The sequence below is a fragment of the Mesorhizobium sp. L-8-3 genome, assembly GCF_016756615.1.
Classification (GTDB): domain Bacteria; phylum Pseudomonadota; class Alphaproteobacteria; order Rhizobiales; family Rhizobiaceae.
In genome coordinates this window covers 403,813-416,806 of the sequence record NZ_AP023262.1, presented here as the reverse complement: position 1 = coordinate 416,806, position 12,994 = coordinate 403,813, and the positions used below count along the sequence as shown (strand labels likewise).

Genomic DNA, 12,994 nt, shown 5'->3' with positions numbered 1-12,994 from the left:
CTTCTCCGTCACACGCTGACCAGCAGCGCGCCGCCGGTGAGCCCTGCGCCGGCTGCTGCGAGCAGGAGCTTTTCGCCGGACTGTAATGGTTCAGCTTGGTGGGACAGCGACAGCGAAAGCGGGATGGTGGCGGCTGACGAATTGCCGTATTCGCTGATGGTTTTTATCACCCTGCTGTCCTCGATGCCGAGGTTCTTGCCCACCGCCTTGAAGATGCGCGCATTGGCCTGATGCGGGATGAAGCGGCGGACCTCTTGCGAAGAGACGTCTGCAGCGGCCAATGCTTCCACGGAACAGCGGGACATCATCTCCACCGCCTTGACGAACACCTCGCGACCGTCGGTGATCGTCATGCGGGTTTCGGCGATATCCAGGTCCTCTGCGAAGGGCTTGCTGCTGCCGCCGGCTGGGATCCGGATCAGACCATAGCCCGATCCGTCGGCGCCGAGCGAGGCGCCGAGGATGCCGTGGCCGGGCTCCGCGGAAGGTATCAGCACAACGGCGCCGGCGGCGTCGGCGAAAAGCACAGCGCTCGCGCGCTCGGCCGGGTTGATGCGGCGGCTCAGGATGTTGGCGGCGACCACGAGTGCGGGCTTGTTGTGCAGCCGGACAAAGGCGTCGGCGAATGTCATGGCGTAGATGAAGCCGGCGCAGGCTCCGGCCAGGTCGACGGCGCCGGCGCGGAGAAGCCCGAGCCGGTGCGCGACCAGCGGGGCGCTTGGCGGAAGCAGATGATCGGGCGTCGACGTCGCGAGCACCATCAGGCCGACCGTGTCGCGCTCGATGCCCGCCATCGCCATCGCCATCTCCGCGGCCTGTTCAGCCATGCCCGACAGCGTGTCGCCGGGCAGAACCCAGTGACGCGAGCGGATGCCGGTCCTCCCCTCGATCCAGCCGGGCTCCAGACCAAGGCGGGCTTCGATCTCGGCGTTCGGCACCTTTCGCGCCGGTGCGTGATGGCCGAGGCCCACGATCCTCGATGTCCGGTTCATGCGGCCGCCTCCACCAGGCTGGCCGCCTCGTCGATCGCATCGTAGAGCTGGTCGAGTTCGTCGGCCGTCACGCAATAGGGCGGCAGAACGTAGACCACATTGCCCAGCGGCCGCACCAGAAGGTGGCGCCCGAGGAAGAAGGCGCGCAACTTCGGCCCGATTTCGGCGAGGTATCCGGAACTTTCGACGTGGAGGTCAAACGCGGCGATCGTCCCCGTGCAGCGCACATCGGCGAAGCGCCTGTCGCCGCGGAAGCTGGCGGCGCGCTCCGCCTGCATGCGAGACAGCGCCGCTATCCGCTTCATCACCGGCTCGCTTCGCCAGACCTCGATATTGGCAAGTGCGGCGGCGCAGGCGATGGGGTTGGCGGTGTAGGAACTCGAATGGAAGAAGGTCCGGCTGCGGTCACGGGAATAATGCGCGCGGAAGACGGCTTCCGTGGCGAGCGTCGCGGCGAGCGGGATGGAGCCGCCGGTCAGCCCCTTGGACGTGCACAATATGTCCGGCGAGATCCCGGCCTGTTCGCAGGCAAACAGCGTGCCCGTCCTGCCCCAGCCAGTCATCACCTCGTCGGCGATGAACAGGGTCCCGGACGCCTCTGTGATCCGCTTCAGTTCGGCGAGCACCCATGCCGGATACATCAGCATGCCGCCGGCGCCGAGCACCAGCGGTTCAACGATCAGCGCCGCCGCCTTGCGATCGCGGACCAGACCCTCGAGGCGGTCGAGCGTTTCCTGTTCGCGCCCGGCGACTGGAAACGGGATGGTGTCGACCTCGAACAGCAGCGGCTCGTAGGCAGCGTTGAAGACGCCACGTGCGCCGACGCTCATCGTCCCGATCGTGTCGCCGTGGTAGCTGTGCTCCATGACGACGATGCGCGAGCGCGCCGCGCGGCTGTTGTGGAAATATCCGAGCGCCATCTTGAGCGCGACCTCGACGCTCGTCGAGCCGCTGTCGGAATAGAAGACCCAATCAAGTTCCTCGGGTGCCAGCGTGGTGAGCGCGGTGGCGAGGCGTTCGGCCGGCTCGTGTGTGAAACCGGCAAAGATGATCTGGTCGAGCGTCGCCGCCGTTGAACGGATCGCCTCGACGATCGCCGGATGCCGGTGGCCGTGGGTCACCACCCACCAGGACGAGATGGCGTCGAGGATGCGTCGGCCGTCGGCCGTCTCCAGATAGGCGCCGCCGGTTCGCGCGACGCAGGGCATGTCCGGCTCGACAGCGTGCTGAGTGAAAGGGTGCCAGACGGCCGATCGGTTCACGACAGGACCTCGTCGAATGCCGCCTTGTCGAAGCCGAACGTCATGGCGGAGCGCAGCGTCTGAGGCGTCAGCGGGTCGAGATGCGGCAGGCGGCCGAGCACGCGGACCTTGCCGAGGTCGGCGATCGTGCGCTCGGTGTCGGGCATCGCCTCGCCGATGAAGGCAATGCCGAGGAGCGGGATGTCGCGCCGTCGCAGCGCTTCGATCGACAGCAGCGTGTGGTTGATCGTGCCGAGCGCGGTGCGCGCGCAGAGTACGACGGACGCGCGCCAGCGGGCGAAGACATCGATGAAGAGGCGCTCCCGAGTCAGCGGGACCAAAAGGCCGCCGGCGCCTTCCACGATCAAGGGCCGCGCGACGCTGGGCAAGGCGAGGCGGTCAGGGTCGATCGACACGCTATCGAGTTCGGCGGCGCGGTGGGGCGAAAGCGGCTGCGACAGGCGGTAGGCCTCCGGCAAGATCCGTTCGGGTGACAGCCCGGCGAGACGGGAGACCACGCGACTGTCGGTCTCTCCGTCGAGCCCCGACTGCACAGGTTTCCAGTAGACGCCGTCCACCAGGCCGGTGAGACCGGCCGCAAAGACCGTCTTGCCGATGCCGGTGTCTGTGCCGGTGACGACGATCGGGCTCATGCCGCGACGCTCTCCCATTCCTCGGCAAGCGCCGCGACCATGGCCGACACGTCGGCCTGACCGACATTGAGGGTGAGCGAAATCCTGAGACGGGCGGTGCCCTCCGGTACAGTCGGCGGGCGGATGCCGCGTACATCGAAGCCGCGCATCTGCAACGCTGTGGCCAACGACATGGCGCGGCGGTTGTCGCCGACGAAGACGGGCAGGATCTGCGAGCCGCTCGGCCCGATCCCGCAACGTGTCTCTATCTCCCGTCCAGCGAAGGCGACAAGCTGCGCCAGCCTCTCGCGACGTTCCGGTTCGTCGCGCAGAATGGCCAACGCTTCGGTCGCCGCGACCGCCATCAAGGGCGACGGGGCGGTCGCGTAGATGAAAGGCCGGCAGCGATTGACCAGGAAATCGCACAGCACGGCGGGGGCTGTGACGAGCGCGCCGGAGCAGCCGAGCGCCTTGCCGCAGGTGTGCAGTGCCACAACGTTGTCGCGGCCCTCGAGATTATGGGCGACACCGCGTCCGTCCGGGCCGTAGACGCCTGTCGCATGCGCCTCGTCGATGAACAGGAAAGCATCATGGCGGTCAGCGAGAGCGGCGAGATCGGCAAGCGGCGCGCGGTCCCCGTCCATACTGTAGAGACTCTCGACCGCGATCCAGGCGTGGCCGGTGCCGCCGCCGTCGCGCCAGCGCGATATGACATCATCGATGGCGCCAATGTCGTTATGCGGGATTTCGACGACCTGCGCCCGGCCGGCGCGTGCGCCCTCATGGGCGCTGGCGTGGACGAGCGCATCGAGGATCAGAAGGTCCCCCTTTTGCGGCAGTGTGGTCAGTACGGCGAAATTGGCGACATAACCCCCGCCGAAGAACAGCGCGCGCTCGGCGCCGAAGAATCGTGCTGCAACGGCCTCCAATTCCTCATGCTCGGGTGCGTTGCCGCGCAACAGGCGAGACCCCGCCGCTCCGACCGGTGTGCCGTTGGCCAGGGCGGTGGCGACGGCGTCGGCAAGCCGCCGGCAGGAGGCGAGGCCGAGATAGTCGTTGGAGGCGAAATCGAGGCCGGCGCGCGGCGACAATGCGCGCAGGCGACTTTTCCGGGAAAGCCCGCGCAGCGTCGCCTCAAAGCGGTCGAGCACCGTCACGAAGCGGCGATCTCCATGGGTGCGATGCCGAGCCGGCGGAACAGTGCACTATCCTTATCCTCGCCCGGATTGCCGGCCGTCAGGAGGGTGTCGCCGACGAAAATCGAGTTGGCGCCGGCGAAGAAGCACAGCGCCTGCATCTCGTCACTCATGGCCGTGCGGCCGGCCGACAGCCTGACATGAGACTTCGGCATCAGGATGCGCGCAAGCGCGATGGTCCGGACAAACTCGATCGGCTCGATCGGTGCCGACCCGGCGAGCGGCGTGCCGTCGATGGGGATAAGCATGTTGATCGGCACGCTTTCGGGGTGCTCGGGCAGGTTGGCAAGCGCCACCAGCATGTCGACGCGGTCGACTGCCTCTTCGCCCATGCCGACAATGCCGCCGCAACAGACCTTGATGCCGCTGTCGCGGACATTGGCGAGCGTATCGAGCCGGTCGGCGAAGCTACGGGTCGTGATGATCTCGCCATAGTAGCGCTCGGAGGTGTCGATGTTGTGGTTGTAGTAGTCGAGCCCCGCCTGCTTGAGCCGGCGCGCCTGGTCGATATCGAGCATGCCGAGCGTCATGCAGGTTTCCATGCCGAGCGCCTTCACGCCCTCGACCATGGCGACGACGGCATCCATGTCGCGCGCCTTGGGGCTCCGCCACGCCGCGCCCATGCAGTAGCGTGTGGCGCCCGCATTGCGCGCCTTCCTGGCTTCGTCGATGACACGCTGGACCTCCATCAGCTTGGAGGCCTTCAGACCGGACTCATGGTGCGCCGACTGACTGCAATAGCCGCAATCCTCCGGACAGCCGCCGGTCTTGATGCTCAGGAGCCGGCTGAGCTGAACCCGATTGGGGTCGAAATTCTCGCGATGGACGCAGTGGGCCTGAAAGAGGAGATCGTTGAAAGGCGCGTCATAGAGCGCTCGGGCCTCCTCCACCGTCCAATGCCGGCGGGACGCCGCATGGGTCGGCTCGGCGTCGTTACGCTGCAATTTCAGGGTCATGTCCTCTCCACTGCTCCAGGTCTTGCCGCCCGTCCCGGCGTCCAAATACCGGACAGCTTTGCTCTTCGTAGCCAGCCTAGAAATCCGACGCTGCTATGGCGGCATAACGCGGGATCATATGCTTATTGTGAGCATAAGGCTTGTCAAGCGCGCATAGGTGGCAATTGTTGCTTGGCTGCTCGGCGTCGGCAGACACAGGCCCAAGCTGGCCAGGACGAGTAGCTGTTGCCGAAATGGGAGCTTGAGGCGGCAACTCTGTCTGTTGTGAACCGCCCCAGGTTTGCCGGAGGCCATTTGGTTTGAGTCACGCGGCCATGGCCGGATCTTCCAGCATGGCGTAGTAGCGTTCCTCGGCTTCGGCCGGCGGGATGTTGCCGATGGGCTCCAGGAGCCGGCGATCGTTGAAGCAGTCGACCCGGGTCAACGTGGCGAACTCGATGGCTTCGAACGAGCGCCACGGTCCACGTCGATGGATGACCTCTGCTTTTTAGGGCCGTTGATCGTCTCAGCGAGAGCGTTGTCGTAGGAGTCTCCGACGCTGCCCCGAAAGGTTGCCACGGAGCCCTTTCGCGACCCATCGTTTCTGAAGATCAGGAGCACTACGGGCGCTCAAATGCTGCGAAATCTGCTGCTCTTGACGTGAGCAGAGCAGGCGATTGACCGTGCACCACACAAATGAGGAAGACCCTGTGCCATGCGACAATCGCCGCCGGGTTTTGGGCGCGTCCAACCCGGCGGGACAGCCCCGGCGACCCCTTCACAGACGTTCGGCGCGGACCCTGATGAGATCAAAGAGCAGTCGACGCAACCTCATCAGCCGCCGGCGCCATAGTCCGCTCATGGCCTCTCCTTCCTGAACATGTCTCCCATCTTCCGGGTTCAGATACCCCAGTCAGACCGCCTGCGTGGCAGCGATAGCAAGGCCGAACAGGGCCGTGCCGGCGCCGAAGCCGCGCATGAGGAGGCCCCGGGCGCCGACAAGGGCGCCGGTTCCGTGCAGCGCCAGCGTGGCGGCGACGAAACCTGCCACATAGGCAAGGCCGCTCGCGCTCGCAGGCACTTCGAGCCCGTGGGCATGGCCGTGGAATAGGCCGAAGAGGCCGACGAGCGCGCAACTGCGGGCAAGAGGCTGGCGGCGGCCGAAGGCCATGATAGCGCCGAGGACCACGAGCGACAGCGCGATCGAGGGCTCGACAGCCGGCAGCGCCACACCACTCATGCCGAGCGCGGCGCCGGCCAGCATGGCCGCGACGAAGGAGAGCGGCAAGGCGGCGATACCGCGCCCACCTGTTCGCGCCGCGATCATGCCAACCGCCAGCATGGCAAGGAGATGGTCGAGGCCGAAGATGGGATGCGCGAGCCCGGCGACGAGCCCGTGCAGAGGGTCGCCGCCGGTGTGGGCGTTGGCGATCGATGGCGTGAGCGCCATGATCGCGGTAGCGGCTCCGGTGAGGCGGGTGGCACGAATGTTCATGGTCTTCTCCGGTACAAGCTGTTCGATGAGGTGAGGGCGGCGATCATTGGCCGGCCATCGTGATTTGGGAGGCCTGGGTTCGGTCGCTCAAGGACCGGGCTTCCGCGAAGCCTAGCCGGTGCGCCGCCTGGCCGTCGTGATAGACGAAGGCGAGCTTTCGCCGTCGCGAGGCGAGCCGCTGCGGCAGCGGGTCGTAGCGCACGCCGTTGCCGCCGATGAGCGGCATGACGGCGCCGACATCGGCCAGGTCCTCGGTTTCCACGCGCAGGAGATGCAGTTGCGTTCCATCGGCCGTTTCGCCGACGAAGGGGATGCCCGAAAGGCGCAGCAGGCTCGGGATATCAGACGCGCCCGAGAAGGCCTCGACAAAGGCCTTTTCCACGAGGTCGAGATCGGCCTCGCGCGGCTGCGGCGCGCTGTGATCGTGCGGCAGGTGCGGCGTCTGCCATTGCACGGCCTTGCCCGCGGGGCCGTTGTGGCCGGGGGGATGCGGGTGGTGATGATCGTAGCCGCTATGGCCGTCATCGTGATGGTGATGATGATCATCGTGCATGGCTAGAGACTCACCGGCTTGTCGATGATCGACTTGTGCTTGCCAAGCGTGCCGTGGGCGACCATCGAGCCAAGCGCCTCGACGACGACGCGCGTGCCGAATAGGGCGGTGATGTCGGAGGTGTCGTAGGGGGGCGAGACCTCCACGACCTCCAGCCCGCAGACGCCGGGAGCGGTGACGAGCCCGAGCAGCTTCAGGGCCTCGCGCGGCAGGAAACCGCCTGGTTCCGGCCAGCCGGTGCCCGGCACGAAGCCGCAATCGACCGAATCGACGTCGAAGGAAACGTAGACGGCATCGGCGTCCTTCCAGGCGATCTCAAGCGCGATCTCGGCCGTCTTTTCGAGCCCCAGCTTTTCGATGTCGTCGATGGTAAGCACATTGGTGCCGCGCTTCCTCGCCTCGGCAACGCCGTAGCGCGGCACCTGCCAGCCGCCGATGCCGAGCTGGACCAGGTTGGTGGCGGGAACATTCGGCAGGTTGGTCGCCCAGTACCAGGGCGTTGTGTGCATACGCTCGTCGAGATCCTTTTCCTGAATGTCGATATGGCGGTCGAAATGGATGATGCCGATGCGCTTGGACGTCACCTCGGCGATGCCGCGCACGCAGGGAAAGCCGATCGAGTGGTCGCCGCCCAGCATTACCGGCAGCGCACCTGACGAGGCGACGTGGCTGACGCCGCGCGTGATCTGGTCGAAGCTCTTTTCCAGATTGGCCGGGATGGTGAAGACGTCACCGGCGTCGCACAGCGTCATCTGCTCGCGCAGGTCGACGCCGAGTTCGTAATTGTAGGGCGTGTAAAGCGCGGAGATGCGGCGGATGCCCTGCGGCCCGAAGCGAGTGCCAGGGCGATAGGTCGTGCCGGAATCGAAGGGAATGCCGATGATGGCGGCGTCATATTTCCCGACGTCCCGCACATTCTCGACATAGGGCGCCTTGAGGAAGGTGTTGATGCCGGCAAAATGAGGCAGCTCGCCGCGCGCGAATGTCGGGATGCTCCTGTCGGTCAGGCATTCGGCGCCCGGCAGGCCCATGTCCAGCGCCCATTGCTGCTCCTTGCGCCAGCCTCTCTCGGGCAGCTTTTCCTCCGCCTCGATCGACCGCCAGCCCTGCATGGCGCGCACGTCGAAATCCGGGTGATGGCGGTGCTCGGTCGGCACGCGTTGGATCAGTCCGGCGCGCGTTTGCTTCCGCTCGGGCAGGTCTCTCATTGTTGGGTCTCCTGCGGCGCCGTCGCCGCGCTGACATGTCCCGGCCGGGTCGTCCCGGCCAGCGCGGCCACCTTGGCCATCTCGGGGAAGGAAGCCCGTTCCTTGCGGTCGAGCTTCAGATCGTAGGTGATTGTCGCGCCGTAGGCGGACGGGAACTGCGGGTCATGGCGCACCTTGTCGAAAACAAGCACGCGTGTGCCGAGCTTGAAGGCTTCATGGATATCGTGCGTGACCATCAGCACCGTCATGCCGTGCTCGGTCCAGATTTCGGTCAAGAGCTCGTGCATCTCGGCCCGGATGCCGGGATCGAGCGCGCCGAAGGGCTCGTCAAGAAGCAGCACTTTCGGCCGCCCGAGCAAGGTCTGCGCGATTGCCAGGCGCTGCTGCATGCCGCCCGACAGCGACGCGGGATAGAGGTCGCGGGCATGGCCGAGGCCGACGCGCTCCAGCATTGCTTCCGCCTCGGCTCTGGCCTTGGCGCGCCGCGCGCCGAGCGTGCGGCCGATCATCCCGCCGGAGCGGAAGTCCTCCACCAGCAAGAGGTTTTGCATGACGGTCAGATGCGGAAAAACCGAATAACGCTGGAAGACGATGCCGCGGTCTGGCGTCGGCTCCGGCGCGATCGGACCGTCACCGACGACCACCACGCCGGCGGACGCCTCGTCCTGGCCGAGGATGATGCGCAGGAAGGTGGATTTCCCGCAACCGCTGGCGCCGACGAGCGACAGGAACTCCCCGTGCTCGGCCGCGAGGTTGACGCGCTCGAGCACACGTACGTCGCCAAAGCTCTTTTCCAGCCCGTGGACGAGGATTCGGCTCATTTTGCGTCACCGGCATGCGCCCAGCCGAACAGCGCGCGCGAAAGGCGCACGAGCAGCCAGTCGGTCACGACCGCGAGCAGCGTGATCCAGGCGACATAGGGAAGAATGATGTCCATCGACAGATACCGCCGCACCAGGAAGATGCGGTAGCCGAGCCCCTCAGTCGAGGCGATGGCTTCGGCCGCGATCAGGAACAGCCAGGCCGGCCCGAGCGCAAGCCGCACGCAGACGATCAGGCGCGGCATGACCTGCGGTAGCACAACGCGCAGGATCATCGTCCAGGTATTGGCGCCGAGCGTCTGCGCCTTGACGATCAGCTCGGTCGGCAGCTCCGCCACGCGGTTGGCGACGTCCCGCACCATGACCGGGGCGACGCCGATTGCGATCAGAGTGATCTTGGCCGCCTCGCCGAGGCCGAGCGCGATGAACAGGATCGGCAAGAGCGCCAGCGGCGGGATGACGCAGATGACCGTGACAAAGGGCAGGAACAGGGCACGGATGCGGGGGACAAAGCCGATCGCGGTGCCAAGGCAGAGCGCGAACAGCGTCGCGATCCCCACGCCTGCGAGGAGCCGTTCGAGGCTCGCAAAGGTGTCGACCCACAGGACGATGTCGCCGCTACGCTTGTCGGGGACGGAAGCGAGCTCGAAGAAGGCCCGCCACATCTGCGCAGGCGAAGGCAGGAGCTTATCTGCGGGATTGGCGGCCAGCCTGTCGGCCGATGCGACGACATAGGTGATCGCAGCGGCCAGGAATGGTAAGAGGGCGAGGAGGAACGCCGAGGTGCGAGACAGCCTGGCGTTGACGAGCCGCAGGCGCGGTTTGCGCCTGCCGGCGGCTGCCCGCGCAGCCGCCTCCGGGATTGCGATCGCAACGCGCTCTAGCATCGTCATCGCCCTCCGCCTGGTCAGAGCGATCCGGCGGCCGCCTCCGCCATGAAGGCCGGGTCGAAGCGCAGCTTGACATTCTCCTTGTCGCCAAGCGCCGAGCCGTCGGCGAAGCTCATCCCGATAACGTCGACGTTCGGCGCGTTGGTGCCCAAAATGCCGTGGTCGAAGAGGAAGTTGCGCACGAGGTCCATGGTTTTCGGCAATTCCGCGCTTTTGGCGAAGGCGACAGCTTTGGCCGGTTCGTAGAACATCTGTGTCGAGGCGAGCTGCGCCTCGAAACCGTCGAGGTCCGTCCCCGAAGCCTTGGCCATTTCCTCCCTGGCCGCCTTGCCTTCGGGCGTGCCGGACGCCATCAGCGCCATCGCTTCATACCAGGCGCCGACGAGCGCCTTGCCAAGCGCAGGGTTGTCGGCGAGCATTTCGGTGTTGACCACCATCAAGTCGATGATCTCGCCCGGGATGTCGGAGGAATCGAACACCTTGGCCGCGCCGGGCATGGCCAAGATTTCGGAGGCGAGCGGGTTCCAGGTCACGACCGCGGTCACGTCCGACGTTCCGTAAGCTGCCACAATGTCGGCGTCGGAGGTGTTGACGACGCTGAGGTCCTTTTCCGTCAGGCCGACCGTGTCGAGCGCGCGCGCCATCAGATAGTGCGAGACCGACAGTTCGACGAGGTTGACGCTCTGGCCGGCGATGTCGGCGAGCTCCTTCTTGTCCTTCAGGATCACCGCGTCGTTACCGTTGGAGAAGTCGCCGATGATCAGCGCCGTGGTGTCGACGCCGCCGCCGGCGGGGATCGACAGCGCATCCATGTTGGTCATCGAGCAGCCGTCGAAGCCGCCGGCGGTATATTGGTTGATGCTCTCGACATAGTCGTTGATGCGCGTGATCTCGACATTGATGCCGTATTTGTCGGCCCATTTCTTCATGATGCCGCTGTCGGCGATATAGCCCCACGGCATCCAGCCGACATAGATCGACCAGCAGATCTTGAAGTCGGTCTTGGGCGCGGCGAAGGCCGCTGTGGAGGGAATGGCCAGGAGGGCGGCTAGGACGATTCCGGTCAGTCTGCGCAGCATATCTTACCCCTCGTCTGGATCCGGAACCATGTCCGGATATCCTGTTGGGGTCTGCGTGCGCGCTACCGGGAGAAGGTTCGCGCCAGCAAACCCGTGCAGTGTTCTCCCGGGATTTTGGCCCGCCGTGTCCCGCCGGATGCCTCAGCGCACCCGTACGGTCGCGTCTCTCGGACCAGCACCGCCGATGTGCCGGTGCATGATGCGGAAAGCCTGCGACTTTGCCAGATCATGCCGCGGCGGCCGGAACCCTAGACGCTCTGCACAGGAAATAACCAAGCAAGGAATGTGCCAAGCAGGCAGCATCGGCAGGGCACGGGTATTTCGGCGGCTTGCATCGGTCCGGCACGGCGAGAATGCCGGAAATTTCGTCATTCCGCCGAGGGATTGAGCAGAAGCGGGTGAAGCAGAAGCGGTGAAATGGCGGCCCGCAGCGATCAGGGGTCGGGATGGATAAGCAGCCGGTCCAACCCGATCCGCTTGAGCGTCCCGAGAACCGCCACAACATGGCCGTGCGGCATCGCCCGGACGATCTCCAGCCCCTCTCCCGCCAGCCCCAGCTTGTCACCGTGCAAGACCGCGCGCAGGGCCTCGACCTTCTCCGCCGGCCAATGGCTGAGATTGGCAAGCGTGCGGTTCTTCACCTTATCGCCGTCGCGATAGCTCTCGCGCAACAGCACGGCGGGGGGGCGAATTGCGGTTGGGGACGGTGGGACGTACATGAGAATCTTGGTTCACCGACCCCGTCCCCTGTCAAACGCAATATCAGCCAATACCTCACTACACTACAACGCCAGGGATCGCTCGAAATCCAGCAATCCCGCGGCCTTCAAGCGGGTAAAGTTCGGGCTAGAGATCAGCCCGCCACCGCTCTAAGGCCGTGTCCCCGACGGCGAAGGGATGGAGGTGGTTCCGCCGAAGCCCTGAAGTGTCCATTCATAGACGGTCGTCGCCGTCCGGAGTTGGCCAATACGTGAGGCTGCCAGGTCGAGAATGTCGACGATGACAGCCGTCCACATGAGGGTAAGCAGCGCGACCAGCACGCGCGAGGGCTTCTCCTTGAGGCCGAACTGATAGCCCAGGCAAGTCACACTCAATAGAGTCATGCCGATAAGCAGCCAGAACAGCTGCGGGGGAAGCCGTGTCTCGAATGCAAGGCGTTCCTTTGTGCTCGCGTCGAACAGATCGTTCAGGGCGAGCATCAGCGAATTCGAGATGGCGCTGGGCTGTTCGCGCACGATCGGCGCCAACTGCCCCCACATCTCGGACTGGAGCGCGTTCGTGCGCTGGTTCAACTCGGCGATGGCGGCCTGGCCCCTGCCTTTTCGAACGAAGTCAGCGCGAATTTGCGTATATTGCTCGAGCAAGGCGGCGATCTGGTCCGCTTGCGGGCCGCCGATGGCCTTGGCTCTGAGCCAGGCGGTTCCGATCGCATTGGCCTCCATGAGGCTTCCCTCACGACGCTCGTTGAAGCGCGTGTTGGCGAAGGACAGCGTCAGTGCCAGGACGAAAGCCAGCAACCCCAGCATGCCTCCGACGACGATGCCGACCGTCTCCGGCTGGCCGCGGTCCTTGGCCCGGTCCCGGCGTCCGAACCGCAGCCCGATTTCATGGGCGATCAGCTGGGCAAGAAACAGAAGCAGCCCAAATGCCAGAAGGCTGCGCTCCGCGATGAATATGAAAAACGCCATCCCTTGTCCCCGGTCCAGCAGATCGCCGTCAGCCGTCGCGACCAGTTTGGAATATGCCGCGCAGGCACTTGTCAAGCGGGCGACCCTTGGGGAGGCGCGCTACGCGGCGGGGTGCCGGCTTTCGGGGACGCTCGATCCATGCTTTCGCCTCGGCCAATCACCCTGCCGCCATCGCGCCACCGGCAGGAGGACCCCCGTCCGTGGTGCCGGCAAGCGGCCGGATGGCAACGCCGGCGGGGAGGCTTTCCGCGGCACTTGCCGCGG

At 65.7% G+C, this 12,994-nt stretch carries 13 protein-coding genes and 1 pseudogene; all 14 read right to left on the bottom strand.

The features are described 5' to 3' along the window. Positions 1 to 8 precede the first annotated feature (8 nt). Complete coding sequence (locus tag JN302_RS01900) at positions 9 to 992, bottom strand: beta-ketoacyl-ACP synthase III (protein ID WP_202331412.1); 984 nt, start codon at positions 990 to 992, stop codon at positions 9 to 11. Beyond that, positions 989 to 2,254, bottom strand: a complete 1,266-nt coding sequence (locus JN302_RS01895; protein WP_202331410.1) for an adenosylmethionine--8-amino-7-oxononanoate transaminase — start codon at positions 2,252 to 2,254, stop codon at positions 989 to 991. The genes JN302_RS01900 and JN302_RS01895 overlap by 4 nt, the downstream gene beginning before the upstream one ends. Next, on the bottom strand, positions 2,251 to 2,886 hold the full coding sequence (gene bioD / locus JN302_RS01890; RefSeq protein ID WP_202309848.1) for a dethiobiotin synthase: 636 nt from the start codon (positions 2,884 to 2,886) through the stop codon (positions 2,251 to 2,253). The genes JN302_RS01895 and bioD overlap by 4 nt, the downstream gene beginning before the upstream one ends. Beyond that, positions 2,883 to 4,022: an 8-amino-7-oxononanoate synthase gene (locus JN302_RS01885; protein WP_202331408.1), complete on the bottom strand. Its 1,140-nt coding sequence runs from the start codon at positions 4,020 to 4,022 to the stop codon at positions 2,883 to 2,885. The genes bioD and JN302_RS01885 overlap by 4 nt, the downstream gene beginning before the upstream one ends. Continuing rightward, on the bottom strand, positions 4,019 to 5,017 hold the full coding sequence (gene bioB / locus JN302_RS01880; protein WP_202331406.1) for a biotin synthase BioB: 999 nt from the start codon (positions 5,015 to 5,017) through the stop codon (positions 4,019 to 4,021). The genes JN302_RS01885 and bioB overlap by 4 nt, the downstream gene beginning before the upstream one ends. Positions 5,018 to 5,321: 304 nt before the next feature. Next, positions 5,322 to 5,560: pseudogene (locus JN302_RS01875) on the bottom strand (IS3 family transposase); the annotation flags it as partial. 349 nt (positions 5,561 to 5,909) lie between these two features. Continuing rightward, on the bottom strand, positions 5,910 to 6,491 hold the full coding sequence (locus JN302_RS01870; RefSeq protein ID WP_244742797.1) for a HupE/UreJ family protein: 582 nt from the start codon (positions 6,489 to 6,491) through the stop codon (positions 5,910 to 5,912). A 43-nt stretch (positions 6,492 to 6,534) separates the two neighbouring features. Continuing rightward, complete coding sequence (locus JN302_RS01865) at positions 6,535 to 7,044, bottom strand: hypothetical protein (RefSeq protein WP_202309845.1); 510 nt, start codon at positions 7,042 to 7,044, stop codon at positions 6,535 to 6,537. A 2-nt stretch (positions 7,045 to 7,046) separates the two neighbouring features. Then, positions 7,047 to 8,252: an agmatinase family protein gene (locus tag JN302_RS01860; RefSeq protein ID WP_202309844.1), complete on the bottom strand. Its 1,206-nt coding sequence runs from the start codon at positions 8,250 to 8,252 to the stop codon at positions 7,047 to 7,049. Next, positions 8,249 to 9,073 (bottom strand): ATP-binding cassette domain-containing protein, encoded by an 825-nt coding sequence (locus JN302_RS01855; protein WP_202309843.1) that lies wholly within the window; start codon positions 9,071 to 9,073, stop codon positions 8,249 to 8,251. The genes JN302_RS01860 and JN302_RS01855 overlap by 4 nt, the downstream gene beginning before the upstream one ends. Next, positions 9,070 to 9,888: an ABC transporter permease gene (locus tag JN302_RS01850; protein ID WP_202314450.1), complete on the bottom strand. Its 819-nt coding sequence runs from the start codon at positions 9,886 to 9,888 to the stop codon at positions 9,070 to 9,072. Before JN302_RS01850 ends, JN302_RS01855 begins: the two co-directional genes overlap by 4 nt. Positions 9,889 to 9,980: 92 nt before the next feature. Further along, entirely contained in the window at positions 9,981 to 11,042 is a 1,062-nt protein-coding gene (locus tag JN302_RS01845) for a putative urea ABC transporter substrate-binding protein (protein ID WP_202309842.1), read from the bottom strand. A gap of 434 nt (positions 11,043 to 11,476) precedes the next feature. Next, positions 11,477 to 11,761, bottom strand: coding sequence for a hypothetical protein (locus JN302_RS01840; protein ID WP_202309841.1), 285 nt, complete (start codon positions 11,759 to 11,761; stop codon positions 11,477 to 11,479). A 150-nt stretch (positions 11,762 to 11,911) separates the two neighbouring features. Next, entirely contained in the window at positions 11,912 to 12,730 is an 819-nt protein-coding gene (locus JN302_RS01835; RefSeq protein ID WP_202331404.1) for a bestrophin-like domain, read from the bottom strand. Positions 12,731 to 12,994: the final 264 nt, after the last annotated feature.